Origin of the sequence: Okeania sp. SIO2B3, assembly GCF_010672525.1 — a bacterium.
In the GTDB taxonomy this organism is placed as follows: domain Bacteria; phylum Cyanobacteriota; class Cyanobacteriia; order Cyanobacteriales; family Microcoleaceae; genus Okeania.
This window is the reverse complement of the sequence record NZ_JAAHGH010000004.1, coordinates 190,633-206,434: the sequence shown is the minus strand read 5'-3', so window position 1 is coordinate 206,434 and position 15,802 is coordinate 190,633. Positions and strand designations below refer to the sequence as shown.

Genomic DNA, 15,802 nt, shown 5'->3' with positions numbered 1-15,802 from the left:
ATCACTCTAATTTATAGCTTGATTCACCAACGCCTATTTTTCTTCAGACTTCTGTCGCAAGGCATACAAAGATACAATGCTGTTATTGTTGAAAAAAGGGTTCTGCTCTACTGTAATCTTGCTCAATCCCTTTTCTTTGAGGAGGGAAGTAGTTTTCTCGATTTTAAAATCTAAATTGTGAACTTCCACTACAACTTGTTTAATCTTTTGCCAATCCCGATCCTCAATACCTAAAAGTACATCTAACTCGCTTTTCTCCACATCCACTTTGAGCAAGTCAATCTGCTCAACATTATGCTCCCGTATAACTTCCGATAATGTTCTTAACTGACAAGTGACTTGTTTTCCTTGAAAACCTTTTTCTATTTGGTTGTCGATAATAAGCTGACGTAGAAATGGTGGAATCCAACGAATCCAGCTAGTCCAGCCAATGTTGAGATTTTTTATGAGATTTTGCATCAGCGTCTGCTTAAGCTCATCTATTTCCTCTTTTGAAGGAGGGTACATTGTAGATCCGATAGTAACCTTTGGATAGTAAAAGAAGGTAACACTCTTGGACTCCTGAGAAAGTCCATAGGGAAATACCATCAGTTTTTCCGCATCAAAACGTTGCACATTAGCTTGCAGCACTTCAAAAATTTCTGGGATAGGTTCAAAGGCATAAACTTTTACATTTTTATTACATAGTTGATATGTCAATAGAGTAAACAAACCAATATTTGCTCCTACATCAAACACAGTATTGCCTTCGTGCAACTCAATCCCATTTTTTATGTAATCCTGAACTTCTGAATAAACCAACTTCACTTCATTTTTGAGCAGACAAAATATTTTCATCCCATTGGGAAGCTTGACTTCAGTGTAGTGTTCTCTTTTCATCTTGAAATCCTCTACTATTAATTTTGCCTAGATATTTATTCAAGTTTAGTAATCCTAAATGATTTGTGAAAAAAAAACTGTAGGGGTTTGGTCTCCAAACCCAAGCGTAAATGAGATTTGGAAACTAAACCACTATGATTAAATGTTAAAACCTATTTAGTTAAAACCTATTTAGTTAAAACCTATTATAGGATTGCTATTTATATTCCAGGCATACAATAACAGGTAAATTTTAAATAGTCAAGAGTAGACTGGAATAATTGTGTATAATACCAAATCTCATGCATTTTTGCTACATCTTCTTCTTGAGAGAAGATAGGGAAGTTATATCTAACGTCCCTACGGAGTAGGAAGTAGGGTTCAAAGACATAAGATATCTTCACTTAATGGAAACGAATCGTTAAAAACATTACTCTTACTTATTTATTACTTAATAACTGAAGTCTTGAGGAAGTATAGCATTATTTTTGGGAATTGGTATTAAGTTACTCTGAGTAGTTAAAGTAGACTTATGAAATTAATTTATGTCAGAAATAGCTCTAGCAACTAAACCTATTCAAAAAATTCTATTTGGTAGTCCTGGTACTGGCAAAAGTTATAAAGTACGGGAGATAGCAAATAATTCTTTACAAATTCAATGGAATGAGCAAACAAAATCCTTAGAAAATACAATTAAAACAGTCTTTCATCCTGAATATACTTATGCTGATTTTGTCGGAAAGTTATTGCCACAGACTATCGGCAGTTCAGTTATATATAAATTTTATCAAGGTCATTTTTTACGAGCATTAGGATTAGCTTACAAACATTTAGTTAATAATAATAATGAGAATGTGCTGTTAGTAATTGACGAATTAAACCGAGGTAATGCTGCTGCTATATTCGGTCCTATTTTTCAATTATTAGATAGAGAAACAGATAATTGGTCAACTTATGATATCAATTTATCACAGTTAGAAATAGTGGCTTTGTTAGGTTCGATGGGGTATGATGCTCAAACAACTGATAAAAATATACAAGTGGATGGAAGTAATTTTGATGTTTTTTGTAAGATGACAAAGATGAATTTAGAAATGAGTGATAATCAGGATGGTTTAAGGGTATTAGAAAATTTGACAAGTCAGAGAATTTCTATTCCTAGAAATTTATCAATTATTGCGACGATTAATACTTCGGATGAGTCGATTTATTATTTAGATAGTGCTTTCAAACGGAGATGGGATTGGGAATATGTGGATGTGCCTGGTTATGGAATAGAAAAAATTAAAGATATAGCGATCGAAGGTAGGGATGAGAAATGGGTTTCTTTTGTGAATAAGTTGAATGATTTTATTAAGGTAAATCATCATCTAATTCGCCGCATTGAAGATAAACAAATTGGGGTTTGGTTTTTGAAGTCTGAAGATAATCAAGTTACTAAAGAATCTATAGAAAATAAGTTAATGTTTTATCTGTGGGATAGTGTATTTCCTAGAGATAGAAGACCTTTGGAAGATTTATTATCAAAAGGGGATAAACAAAGTATGAAATTAATTACATATTCTGATTTTATTGCTTTATCTGATGATTTTATTGATGCGATTATTTCTTGTGAATGGTTGACTTTTTAACTGATTTTATTTTTGGCTGTTTCTAGAGGATATTTAATACAGGAAAAGGCAGAATAAAAAAGGAAAGAGTTCAAGAATTTAGAATTTAGAATTTAGAATTTAGAATTACCTCTCCTTGAAAAGAAGAGGATTGGGTTAAAAGGAATTTTTTTCTTCTCTTGGTCGATTGGATATGGTGAGGAGACCTAGCCATCCCACCCTTCAGGAAGCTCCGCTTTTTCCTACGGAATGCTACGCAAACATGTCGGCGACAGCCGTTAACGTAGTTATGCGCTAGCAAAACGACCGCTTTTGTATCCATGAGTGGAGAGGCTTTATACCTTAATTTTTCGGTAAGATTTTCAACCAGATTTAGTATTATAAAAATTGTTACTTAATTTGCTCGTAATTTATTTAACAATTTCTCGATTGCTTGAGTTTTTTTACAACTGATAACTGATAACTGAAATGACCTGTTTTAGCAGACTTGGTGGTAACAATTACCCAATTATTAGAAACCAGTAATTAGGGTTTGCTGAAAAAGTCTTTTTCAGAAGTAGGGGAGCGGGGGAGTAGGGGAGTAGGGGAGTAGAGAGTAGTTAGGAGAAACGAGGAATTAATTAGGGGATAGTCGGATATATTTTTTCCTTGATTTTTCTGCTAAAATTTCTGCCTCTTATGCTAAGTTTTTGAGGGTTTTCAACTGAAAATCAGGTACTTTTTTCGCTCCTTGAAAGGCTTGATTTTTTATCTGTCAGTGCTTTTATATTTAATCAGCAAGCCCTAATTAAAGATATCATTGGCATTAGTTTTATACTCCTCCGAATTAAATTCAAAGGTAGTTGAAATGTTGTCAAATTTCTTCAATAAATTAAAGTGAAAATGATTTTCTCTGATGGGGATAATCATGGCGCTCTACTACTACCATGTGTAATAATTCTCACCTTTTTTGTTGATACTAACTCCTGCCGTTGTTCGTGTAGTTTTATTGCTTGTATCTAATAATTTTTCTCTTTATTCATACTTAATTCTCAGTAAAGGTTGCGATTGAATTGAGGATGACTGTGGATATGTTCTGCTCATAATTTCTAGACCAAAATAAGATTTTTGATTATTAGATCGCAATTTATTTTTAGGAGAAGTCTAGTAGCTTTGTTGCGTATGTCGCAATAGGAATTTTTGCTTAGTCTGATATTTTTTTGGCAGTCGGTGGTTTTGTTGCGTATGTCGCAATAGGAATTTTTGCTTAGTCTGATATTTTTTTGGCAGTCGGTGGTTTTGTTGCGTATGTCGCAATAGGAATTTTTACTCAGTTTGATATTTTGGCAGTCGGTGGTTTTGTTGCGTATGTCGCAATAGGAGTTTTTACTCAGTTTGATATTTTGGTAGTCGGTGGTTTTGTTGCGTATGTCGCAATAGGAATTTTTACTCGGTCTGATATTTTGCCATGGTTTTGTTGCGTATGTCGCAATCAGAATTTCTGCTTAGTCTGATATTTTGGCAGTCGGTGGTTTTGTTGCCTATGCCGCAATAGGAATTTTTACTCGGTCTGATATTTTGCCATGGCTTTATTGCGTATGTCGCAATAGGAATTTCTGCTTAGTCTGATATTTTGGCAGTCGGTGGTTTTGTTGCCTATGCCGCAATAGGAATTTTTACTCGGTCTGATATTTTGCCATGACTTTATTGCGTATGTCGCAATAGGAATTTTTGCTTAGTCTGATATTTTTTTTGGCAGTCGGTGGTTTTGTTGCCTATGTCGCAATAGGAATTTTTACTCGGTCTGATATTTTGGCAGTCGGTGGCTTTATTGCGTATGTCGCAATAGAAATTTTTGCTTAGTCTGATATTTTGTAGTCAGTGGCTTTGTTGTGGATAAGAAATTCATATTTTGGTTTTATAATTACCGATTATCTGAGCTTAATATTAGTCTCTAAATTTATTGCCCTGGTTTATTTCAATCACTAACTATCTGGACTTAACATTAGTCCCTAAATTTATTTATCTGCTTTACTTCTTCCTTGCTTCCCTCTCTCCTAGATAACTAAACACTTTTTTCCTTCCTGATAAAAATGATAAATTTTGCCGAATTAAAGCCTAGAGTTAATACTAAATATTCTTTTGTCGGCATTGAAAAAAAGGGGGGTAAGTTGATTTTTCATTTACCTAAAGGATTCACTCAGGATGACCCGAATATTAATAAATTTGACTTTAAATGTGAGTTATTTTTCAAGCTCTATAAAGTTCTGAAAATTGTGCAAAATATTTATCAAGAAAAAGGATATTTGCAGAAAAATATCAAAATTAATGACCGTGACGGTGTATTAAAACAGGAAGCAGGAAAAGAAGTTATTATAAACAATAATCAAGAAAGCATTTTTTATAGCAAACTTGATGCCTTAGATAATATTTTAGATGTCTACGATGAATTGAAAATATTAGCACTTGTCTCTCGTCTTAGTAAATCTGAAACTATAGACTATAGTAAAATTCATCGTTATCTTCACAAATCTACTTTCCTGAATAATGGTGCTATTTTTATTGACTCTATTGATATTCCTCGCCAACAAATATCTTATGAAGCTTCTGATATTGTGGCAATGTATTGTTATATATTTACTGAGATTAAACAAAAATTAGGGGAAAATGTTAATCCAGAAATTACTGCTCTATCTGCTAGGTTTCGGCAAAAGTATATTGGGTATGAATATAGTCTGTTTAGCGAAAACTATTATTCCTTAATCATCAATACTTTGAGAGATGCTTTAGAAACAATTGATAACTATACAGCGTTAAAAGATATAGATTATTGGGATTTTTATGATGCAGTTGAGAAATTTTTATTTGGGGAATTGGATGATGTAGAAGATGGCAAAATATGGGGATTTAATAATTTTCATAGTGTTTGGGAGGGAATGTGTTTAACTTATCTGCTCAGATACACAAATCCATGTTTTGTCTGTTATCTGAATAGCCGATATATTGCTTCTGAAATAATTGCTCATTTGAATTACAAAAATAGAATTATTGATTTGAGTAAGATTTTTCATGTCAACGGCAAGGATATTTTTCCCGATGCTGTAGTTATTTCATTTAATACTAAAAATAATCGCTCAAACTCCACACTTCCAAATTCAATCCCACCTACAACTTCATATAAAATTGAAAAAGTCAAAAATTGGAATGACTTACAGTACTACACCACCTTTAAATGCAATAAATATCAATTAAAAATTGCCTTTCTTAATCAAAACCCAGAACTAGAAAATCATACTTTTAACGAGTTGGCTAAATTCTGCAAACTTGATGGAGATACACTGATAGTTAACTCCTTGCCAAATCAGTTTTATTCTTATTGGGAAATTTTGGATGACTTTAGTCTCGAACAACTACAAATGATGGAAAATTTGAATCACATATTTTATCTAGCTCTTAAATTTGGCATATTATCTGCCGATAGATTTTTTCAACGGTTTATTGATTATGTTTTGGGGTCTGAATATCTCCTTAAAGACAACATATTTTATCTGTCTCTCTTTCGGGATAAGGATAGACTCCGCTCTCTCAAAGAAATCAATCAAAGCTTTAGTAATTTCCTGAATAAAATTATGAATAAAATCTCTATTCAGGTGATTGATATTAAATATGCCAACTTTGATTATTATCTGAATCCAGGAAATCGAGAGGAAGTTAAAAGTCGAAGTGTTAGAAAACAGTTTGTCTATGAGTATTTGATTCAAAATTATCTGGAAAATTATCAAAGTACTGTTAAAAATTGGAGTATTAATAGTGAATTTTGGCTGCCTACTTACAGGAAAAATTTACCTGTGCTTACTCCTGGTACTAAATATATGGATAATTATGTGAAATTAACGGCGGTTAATATTATGAAAGTTATTGATAGTTATATTGAGTAATAATTAAACTGACATTCTGCTCCTTAATTTGTATTATGAAAACTCTACAATAGTCAAAAAAATTCCGGATATTTGCATCAAAGAGGGAAAAGTGTTAAAGCAGGTTAAGTGACGTTCTCCTACATCAAATCAAAGATTATGATGTAGGCTTCCCCACCTCACGGACGCGGGCTTTCTGTTTCAAAGGGAGTGCAACCACTTAACCCTCCACAGACAGAGACGATGAGACCCACCGCCTTTTTGTACTAAACAATTCTGTACTCCGGAAAGTTCCCTCAAGAGTTTTACCTTTTCACGGGTTGACGCTTAACTTCTGAATTGAACCCCATACTCTATGTCGTTTTCTATGTGCTGTTATCAGGTGCGTATTACCGCTACTCCTGATTCAATCAAATTTAACACAAAAAAGTACAAAATGCAAGAAACTAAGTGGACGCTACGCGGTTTATTTGTTGGTCGGCAATTCCCCTCCCGTTAACATTCGTATAACGGGAGACCCCTTGCCGACATCAAAGTTGGGTGCATCTCAGATCCGCGATAAGTAGAAAAACTCAATCACAGCCATTAGGCGCAACACCGGGAGCGGAATGCCTACCAAGTAATACCTCATACAAATATTCAAAAGTCAAGGTTTCTCAAAGCACTATGAAACTAGAGTTTTTGTTTAGTTTAATGCCACTCCTAGTAGCATTAACTGTTAATGTACCTGTGATGTCACAGGAAAATTCATCTCAAGAGAAAACTAATAGAGAATCTATCTTAAAACAATTTGAAAATGGGACTAAGGATACTTTGGTTGTTGGCATTAGACCAGACTCTTATCCTATTAGTTATTTTGAAAATCCTGATGATAAAGCAGACGGTTTCTGCAAAAATTTTGTTGAAAACATTTTATTAGATGACTTAAACGCAAAGTACAGGAAAACAGGAATAAAAATAACACGAGAATATAAAGATGTCACAAAAGCAGAAGATGAAGATGTCACAAAAGCAGAAGATGAAGATGTCACAAAAGCAGAAGATGAAAAAGAAAAATTAATAAGATATGATTTATTGAGAGACGGATCTATTGATATTGAATGTGGCCCAAATACGATAGTAAAGAATACCGACAATAAGATATATGAGAATATAATTTTTTCTAAGCCTTTTTTTAAAACAGGTACGAGAATTTTAATCAAAAGAGAGAATCAAAAAAAAGTTCAAGAAAAACCGGATTTTGAGGGCTTAAGTATTGGTTTAATCAAAGATACAACTACAATTTCATTTGTTAAACTGTTATTTCCACTAGCTACTACAACTCACGATAATCTGAAGACAAGAGCAGACGGAATAGATCTTTTGAAACAAGGTAATATTACAGGATTTGCCACTGATAGTGTGCTTTTGGAAGGTGAATTAGAAAGGAAAACAAGAATAGAAAATCCAAATGATTACTATTTATATCCTAAATATAATTTGTTAAATAGTGAACCCTATGGACTCGCATTTCATGAAAGTCAGGAAGAATGGCGTGATTATGTTAACAAATTAATTGATGGAAATAAAGCACAGGATGAGATTCAAAAACAACTAGGGAAGTATCAGATAGGGAAGTATCAGAGCTTATCCTTCTCAGATAATGCCAAAAAAATAGATGAACTATCCTTAAAAATATCTCAACTATCCCTTATATCTTGTATTTTAGTTGTTATTATTCTCATTGCCCTGATTATATGGGGTTGTTATGCATATTCACGAGCTAAAATAGTAAAGATAAGTTTTGATCAAAGTGAAGACTTTAATTGGCAAGCTTTTATCTATTGCTTTAAAAAAGTAGAAGAAAATTATCAGAAGAAAGTTGTGCTTCTTGGTATGAATCAATTAAGTATCCAAAAAAATAGCAACGTTTATTTTAAAATTAATTCCAAAGGTGACTTGACAAAAAAAGACTTTGAACAAAATTTCCGTAGCAATTATCAAGAAGCATTGAAGGAACTGAAAAATCAGAATATACCAGGTCTAATTAATGTAGACCAGGAGCATATACCACAAAACAAACTCACTCAATTTATATATCAACTAAGCGTTCATTTTGAGAATCTATTCAAAAGCAGTCAGGAGGGACAAATGAAAACAACTTCACTAAATGTCAAAAGTAATGGTGACAAAAATACAATTACGCCTATCATCGGTAAAGACAATACTAACAACATTGAACAAAACAATGAATCCAATGAAAGTGAACAAAAACCATAAAACAAACTCACTCAATTTATATATCAACTAAGCGTTAATTTGCATATTCAATTAAAAAACAATCAGGAGAGACAAATGGAAACAAATTCACAGAAAGTAACAAGTAATGGTAACGGAAATATAATTGCGCCTATCGCCGGTGACCACAATACTAACAACATTACACAAAACAATGAATTCAATGAAAGTAAAGAAAAATCATTAAAAGAAGCAGCACAAGAAATCCAAGAATTACTCGAACAACTAGAGAAAGATTATCCCACTGAAACATTAACTCAGAAAGGAAAGGTGGCAGACGAAATTATTCAAAAAATCGACGATAACCCAACTTTGAAAGACAAAATTATCAGTGTAATTCAAGCAATGGGAATTGAGGCATTGATGCAATCAGTAAATCACCCAGTTGTCAATGTATTAAAGGCGGGAATAGAAGATTACTATAAAAAAAGTAAATAACTGAAGTTTATACTCAGAAGTGATTATCCAATCAATTAATTTCAGACTTTGATTAGAACAAGTGTAATAGTTGCTGGTTTGGATGGGATTAATCGTGGTCTTGATGTTAGGGAACCTGTGGCAGTTGACCCAGGAAATCTACCTTCTACAGAAAGGGAGGCGCGGCGGATAGATGCTTTGCCTAGTTCTTTGGGAGAGGCGATCGCTCATCTAAATAATAATGATGTTTTGAAAAATGCTTTGGGGTCTGAGTTGGCTCAAGGGTTTATTGCTGTGCGTCAAGCTCAGTGGGAGGCGATGAAGGATATGGATATAGAGGAGGAGGTTAAGATTCTGTTGTCGCGATATTAGTTTTTGGGGTATTTCAGTTATCAGTTATCAGTTCCTCTGCCTGTTTGCGTAGCATTCCGTAGGAAAGCATTGGGATTGAAATATTGAACTTGATTTTCTCTTGGTCGATTACTATAGCAATGTGCGCTGGCATATTTACACATTATTTTTTGTACACCTTTTCGCTTACTGCACTTTGAGCTGGACATTGTAAATACCTGAGCGCTCATTGCTATACCGGATTTGATATTACTTCCCGATCGCTTTGATTGATTTTACTGCCGAAATTGTGGCTACATAAATAATTATAGATAAACCAACAGCACTAGAAATTAACAAACCAGCTTCTCAATGCACAATGATAAAGTTTATAGTTCGGTCAGCTACGCAAGGCCATGTAGAACAAATTTCAGTATTTGATTGTTCTTGCTCTTTGATTTTTTGGTTGGATAAGATTTGATTATTCATGGAAATAATTTTTAACTCTACTATTAACAGCATGAACCAGAATTTAAGGTACTTAGTGTGACATACTCCCACACTAACCTGACGGTATAGTGTGGGCTTCTCGTTTCGTAGCCCCGGTATCCCGTCGGGCTCCACAAGCTTTAAAGACGGAATGCCCTACCGCCCTATTTTTGATATTTATCGCTGCATTCAAGTCGCGGTCTATTGCTATGCCGCAGTGCGGACAATAATGGGTTCGTATGTTTAATTCTTTGGGGACTTTTTCACCACAATTTGAGCAATCTTGGCTTGTATTTTTGGGGTTTACTGCTATGGTTTTCTGTCCAGCATTCTCGGCTTTGACAGTCAAAATAGAAAGGAATTTTCCCCATCCAGCATCGTTAATTGATTTACTCAAATGAGTCTTTGCTAGCCCTTTGATATTTAAGTTTTCATGGGCAATAATATCCGCTTTTGATAATAATTCATTGGCTGTTTTGAAGTGAAAGTCTTTACGTTTATCACCGACCTTTTTATGTTGTTTGGCTACAGCTTTAACAGCCTTGAGCCACCTTTTACTTCCTTTTTTCTTTCGAGATAAACGTTTTTGTAGAGTCTTTAACCGTTTCTGAGATGAGCGATAGTATTGAGGGATGGGGATAGACTCTCCTTCACTTGTTACTAAGAATTCTTTCAATCCCATATCAATTCCCAGAGTGTTTTTTAATGTAGGTTCAACTTTATTTGTGAAAGCTGGAACTGATTTGTCTTCTAGGGATAAAGTTATATAATAACCATCTGCTTTACGACTAATTGTTACTGTTTTAATTTGAAAACCATCAGGTAACGGTCGATGTTGAATCAACTTTATATTGCCTATTTTTGGCAAGTTTATCTTGTTTCCTTCTATGCAGTTTTGCTTGATTTGAGGATAAGTAAAACTGCGATAACGTCCAATTCCTTTAAATCTTGGTTTCCCTAATCTAGTTCCTTTTTTGTCTGTTTTCAACCATCTATCAAAGGCAAGTTTTACCCGTTTTATGCAATCCTGCAGGACCTGAGAATGAATTAGCTTATATTCTGGAAATTTGTCTTTGGTATTGACTAAATCTTTTTTTTGAGAGTAATAATCTGGGTGGTCTCTTAGTTGAGGAATGGGCATCACCAAGGGGCAGGCGTTAACTGGACAACGGTTTTCTGACCACCACGAAAACCGCTCGCCTAATCTATAGTTGTACTGCCGACGCAACAATTCTAACCACATTTCTATTGTGGCTAACTGTTCTTTGTTGGGCCTTAATTTATATTGGTAGGCAGTGCGCATGGTGGAAAATTTCCGGGGTTATTGCAATATCATAATACAAGTTTTTCAACTAGGGCAAAAGCTTCTGCTTGAGATAGCATGCAAATTGAATGGGCATCGAATCTATTCAATTTGCAGCCGATTCATCCACCAAATCTGCTTATGATGGTGTGAGGCTTCTCGGCGATTCAGCTAAATCTTTCTCCATAGACTTTTCTCAACTTACTCAAAACAGGAAAATCCAGAAATAGAGCGATCGCTGCAAAGAATTATAGTATGACAAAGCAATCAGAAAATTATTACTACTTCCCATTCTACTTTTTCAGAGTATTGCAAAGTAACTTTCAAAAATAGAACTAAATCCCGATCGCTCAATATAGCTTTGACTAATCAAATCAGCTTTTAATATTATTTCTCTAAATCAAAGTAGCCTAATTTTCCCCAAATTATTACAAAATATTTCACGAGCTTGCGTTGTTTCAGCGATTTAGTACATAGTTTGTACATTAGATATTGTGCCAATGTTGTAACTAAACCTAAGAATAGGCTCTTCAATACAAGGCTACAACCTAGTATTTACGTTAATCACACCTCAAATCTGCCAATTTTCAGCCGAGAGATATAACCTCAAAAAAACAAATTTTGAACAAGTGCAAATACTTAAGTAATTCTAGCGCCGCTACACGGAAGTTAAAAGTCGTAGGGGCGAATGGCATTCGCCCGTACAAAACTCAAAAGTATTGATTTGTAATTGTTTTAGGGTTTTATAACTGGTCAGTTATTTCCGCCATCCTGCACTAGCCATTGACAAATAGTAAAGATTAAAAAGAGAAGTCATTTCAGTTATCAGTTATCAGTACCTCTGCAATAAGGAGGGTTGAAATATGGAACATTCTCTTTTTTTTATCTCCTTAAAAGAGGAGGCTTTAGACCAGAATTTTTCGGTAAGGAGAGGGAGTTGATTAAGATATAAGGAGGAGAAAGTTTTTTGGTCACTCATTATCAGGAATGATACAAGGATAAAAGAGAAATAAATCCTTATGAGTCAACCTTATCTCTTCTAAAGAGAGACAATTGTTAATTGTTGAACCAACACCTAAAACCCAGGTTCATTTCATTCTAGATTTTGGTAATAAATTTATTGATTTTCAGACAGCGAAACATAAATTTCCTCAAGCTTGAAATAAGGGAGTTTCCTCAATACATAAAATGGCACAGTTTAGAATAAAACCGCTCTGCCTAAAACCTCAAAACTTCTTCTACCTCTCAAGGCAATGAATTAATAGCTGATAGCTGACTGCTAATAGCTGAATGCTGACTTTCTACCAATTAAATTTCATACCCAAATATGCTTCTAAACGTTGATTATGAGGTTGAAAATAATCACTTAATTTTTGTCGGAGTGAGTCACTAATAGAAGAATAAGAACCAGCATTTAATTTTGGATAGTCTGGAATTTGATAATCTGGCAAATCTAGAAAGTCGAAAACTTGCTTCATGGTAGTTGCCGAGTCACGATAAAAGTCTTCACTTTTCAAAATTAGTAATTGTTCTCTAGGGAAAATAGCTAACCATTTCTTGAGGAATTCTACATATACCCCAGAAGCTATATAATCTCCTGCAAAATTCCAATAATTAGGATGATAAATTTTGCTGAGTTTTTCAAGTTGAGAATTAATTGCTACTTCACAAGAACGAAATTCTTTATTTAAACGTACTTGATGATAGTAATGAGAAATTGCTCGATCAACAGGATTTCTCATAATCAGAATTAATTTGGTTTTGGGAAAAAAATGAAAGATTCTACAGGGAGCATATTGAGCATCAAAATAGGTAGTGCTTGCTTCTCCAGTTAAAAATTTTTTTGACTCTGAAATGCAAGGGAAATGTGCTTGATACCAATCTATACCTCTATGGAAATTGAAAGACCAAAAATGTATCTCTTTTTTGATGGCAGGTAAAACTTGGGGATGTTTAGTTATATAGCTATAAAGAGAAGTGGTTCCTCCTTTGCCTACTCCAATAATGAGAAAGTTTGCCTCAGATAATTGTTTTGAATTCCAGTGTTGGTTAACAAAGGTGGGATGGGTTTTATAAATATAATTTTTAGAGGCTATTTGATAATATTTTATTGCCTGATTAATTCTCCCTACTTGAGTTAAAGCTTCTGCTAAGTTTAAGTAAGTGGAAACTGAATTATTTTGATTTTCAATAAGTTTCTGAAATAAATTTACTGTCTCCTCAAGTTTGCCTAATTTTTCAAAAGTTTCCCAGAGACGAGTATCAGACCACCAAGCAAAATCAGGATTAATTTCTATGGCACGATGATAGGCAATAGAAGCTTCTAACCATTTTTGTTGTTGGGTTAAAACTAATCCTAGATAATAGTAAGATTGACTATCTTGATTAGTTTCTACAGCAGCATAATATGAGTTTAAATCTTGTTCTAGTTGAATTTTTTGCCGTAATATTTTCTCTAATTCCCGAAAGATATCTATTTGATGTTTACTAGGGAATATTTCTCGCAACATATAATAGATAATGATGGCTCCAGAAATCTGATTTGCTTGTGCTAAAGCTGTTCCTAATTTTAAGTATAGTTCTGGATTTTCTCTGATGAGATATAGTGCTTTTTGATAAATAGGATATTGGTCTGGATTTTTAATAGCTTGACAATAATAATTGATAGTTTCATCTAAATTTGATTGAGAAAGTTGGGCAAAAGCATCTCCTAACTGTAGGTGCATCCAAGGTAAATCCGGTCTAACTTGAGCAACCTCCAAATAAGTAGCGATCACTTCATCTAATTTTTTTTGTTTAAGTAAAACATCTCCCAGACATTGGCGATACCAAACTACTTCTGGATTTAGTTTTATTGCTTGACGATATGCTATTTCTGCTGCTTCTAGTTTGCCAATTTGAAAGAGAATATCTGCTAATTTTTGATGAGTACCTTTAAGTTCTGGTTTGAGTTGAATTGCTGTTTGATAAGAAACAATGGCTTGCTCAAATTCTCCAACATTAACCAGTGCTTCTCCTAATTTATTGTAATCCCAATAACTATCAGGATTAATTTTCAGAATTTGACGGTAAGCAACCACAGCTTCTGAGTATTTTTCTAGTTTAATAAGGGCATTTCCTAAGTTATGGTAAGACCAAGGAAAATCAGGATTTAATTTGATGGCTTGACGGTAAGCTGTAATAGCTTCATCCCACTTTTGTAGTTTAGTCAAAGCTTGTCCTAATTTATAGTAAGACCAAGAAAAATTTGGGTTGAGCTTTATTGCTTGATGGTAGGCATTAACGGCTTTATCCCACTGTTGTTGTTCTAGAAATTTTTCTCCTAATTCGTAGTAATTCATCTCTAGTTTTCCAATTAAATGTCATATATAAGTCTGATTCTAGTTTGTGATTAAGCACCTAAACAAAATTATTGACTTACTCTGATTCTATATAATGTTTACAATCTAAGGAACTTAGTCTTAAAAAATGTGTAATTAATTTGTGTACCTGCTTATGAGGTGGAAAGAAATCTCTCAATTTTTGCTGAAGTAATTTCTTGATAGATGGATAAAACCTTCAGTTAAATTTCTGGTAGTCGGGAATTCGATAATTTGGCAAATTAAGAAAATTAAATAATCATTTCATCTTCCGTTTTCCCAGTTAAATTTCATATCTAAGTCTGATTTTAAGTTGTGAATTTCACCTCGAAAAAAATCTCTCAATTTTTGAGGCAGTAATTTCTTGATAGGTGGATAAGACTCTACGTTGAATTTTTGGTAGTCGGGAATTTGATAGTTGGGCAAATTGAGAAAATCAAAGACTCGTTTCATTATAGTTGTGGGAGGAATTAAGAGCTTTATGGCACTACTTTTATCGAAATTTTTCTCCTAACTCTGAGTGATGACTCTGAGTCATCTATCTCTAGTTTCCCAGTTAAATTTCATCTGTAAGTCTGATTCATAGTTGTGAATTTCAGCTTGAGAGAAATCTCTCAATTTTTGGTGAAGTAATTTCTTGATAGGTGGATAATATCCTCTGTTGAATTTTTAGTAGTTGGAAATTTGATAGTTTGGCAAATTGAGAAAATCAAAGACTCGTTTAATTATAGTTGTGGAAGAAATTAAGAGCTTTATGGCACTGCTTTTATCGAAATTTTTCTCCTAACTTTTAATCATCTATCTCTAGTTTCCCAGTTAAATTTCATCTGTAAGTCTGATTCATAGTTGTGAATTTCAGCTCGAAAGAAATCTCTCAATTTTTGGTGAAGTAATTTCTTGATAGGTGGATAAGACTCTACGTTGAATTTTTGGTAGTGGGGAATTTTATAGTTTGGCAAATTGAGAAAATCAAAGACTCGTTTCATTATAGTTGTGGAAGAAATTAAGAGCTTTATGGCACTGCTTTGTTGTGAATTTCAGCTTGAGAGAAATCTCTCAATTTTTGAGGCAGTAATTTCCTGATAGGTGGATAATATCCTCCATTGAATTTTTGGTAGTGGGGAATTTGATAGTGAGGCAAATTGAGAAAATCAAAGACTCGTTTCATTATAGTTGTGGGAGAAATTAAGAGCTTTATGGCACTGCTTTTATCGAAATTTTTCTCCTAACTCTGAGTCATCTAATCTATCTCTAGTTTCCCAG

At 33.8% G+C, this 15,802-nt stretch carries 12 protein-coding genes; 6 read left to right on the top strand and 6 right to left on the bottom strand.

Annotated features, from left to right (window positions below; all coding sequences use genetic code 11):
• Nucleotides 1-33: 33 nt before the first annotated feature.
• The gene (locus tag F6K15_RS05060; RefSeq protein ID WP_293057879.1) at nt 34-879 is read right to left on the bottom strand and encodes an FkbM family methyltransferase; all 846 of its coding nucleotides are present in this window, start codon (nt 877-879) and stop codon (nt 34-36) included.
• A gap of 524 nt (nt 880-1,403) precedes the next feature.
• On the opposite strand from F6K15_RS05060, the gene F6K15_RS05055 reads away from it, so the two are divergent.
• The 5 genes from F6K15_RS05055 to F6K15_RS05035 all read left to right on the top strand — a co-directional run bounded on the left by F6K15_RS05055 (nt 1,404) and on the right by F6K15_RS05035 (nt 9,430).
• On the top strand, nt 1,404-2,489 hold the full coding sequence (locus F6K15_RS05055) for a restriction endonuclease (RefSeq protein WP_293057876.1): 1,086 nt from the start codon (nt 1,404-1,406) through the stop codon (nt 2,487-2,489).
• Between the two features lie 2,051 nt (nt 2,490-4,540).
• Entirely contained in the window at nt 4,541-6,385 is a 1,845-nt protein-coding gene (locus F6K15_RS05050) for a hypothetical protein (protein ID WP_293057873.1), read from the top strand.
• A 645-nt stretch (nt 6,386-7,030) separates the two neighbouring features.
• On the top strand, nt 7,031-8,623 hold the full coding sequence (locus tag F6K15_RS05045; RefSeq protein WP_293057870.1) for a transporter substrate-binding domain-containing protein: 1,593 nt from the start codon (nt 7,031-7,033) through the stop codon (nt 8,621-8,623).
• A gap of 75 nt (nt 8,624-8,698) precedes the next feature.
• A complete protein-coding gene (locus F6K15_RS05040) occupies nt 8,699-9,079 on the top strand; it encodes a hypothetical protein (protein ID WP_293057868.1) in 381 nt (126 codons plus the stop codon).
• Between the two features lie 48 nt (nt 9,080-9,127).
• Nucleotides 9,128-9,430, top strand: coding sequence for a hypothetical protein (locus tag F6K15_RS05035; RefSeq protein WP_293057866.1), 303 nt, complete (start codon nt 9,128-9,130; stop codon nt 9,428-9,430).
• Between the two features lie 520 nt (nt 9,431-9,950).
• On the opposite strand, the gene F6K15_RS05030 is transcribed toward F6K15_RS05035, so the two are convergent.
• A complete protein-coding gene (locus F6K15_RS05030) occupies nt 9,951-11,180 on the bottom strand; it encodes a transposase (protein WP_293057863.1) in 1,230 nt (409 codons plus the stop codon).
• Nucleotides 11,181-11,269: 89 nt separating this feature from the next.
• On the opposite strand from F6K15_RS05030, the gene F6K15_RS05025 reads away from it, so the two are divergent.
• A complete protein-coding gene (locus F6K15_RS05025) occupies nt 11,270-11,410 on the top strand; it encodes a hypothetical protein (RefSeq protein WP_293057860.1) in 141 nt (46 codons plus the stop codon).
• A gap of 1,071 nt (nt 11,411-12,481) precedes the next feature.
• Here the strand turns inward: F6K15_RS05025 and F6K15_RS05020 are convergent.
• From F6K15_RS05020 to F6K15_RS05005, 4 genes are all read right to left on the bottom strand, one after another.
• On the bottom strand, nt 12,482-14,521 hold the full coding sequence (locus F6K15_RS05020; protein WP_293057858.1) for a tetratricopeptide repeat protein: 2,040 nt from the start codon (nt 14,519-14,521) through the stop codon (nt 12,482-12,484).
• 282 nt (nt 14,522-14,803) lie between these two features.
• A complete protein-coding gene (locus F6K15_RS05015; protein WP_293057855.1) occupies nt 14,804-14,992 on the bottom strand; it encodes a hypothetical protein in 189 nt (62 codons plus the stop codon).
• A gap of 341 nt (nt 14,993-15,333) precedes the next feature.
• Nucleotides 15,334-15,525, bottom strand: a complete 192-nt coding sequence (locus tag F6K15_RS05010; protein WP_293057852.1) for a hypothetical protein — start codon at nt 15,523-15,525, stop codon at nt 15,334-15,336.
• Nucleotides 15,526-15,551: 26 nt separating this feature from the next.
• Nucleotides 15,552-15,707, bottom strand: coding sequence for a hypothetical protein (locus F6K15_RS05005; RefSeq protein WP_293057849.1), 156 nt, complete (start codon nt 15,705-15,707; stop codon nt 15,552-15,554).
• Between the last annotated feature and the right edge of the window lie 95 nt (nt 15,708-15,802).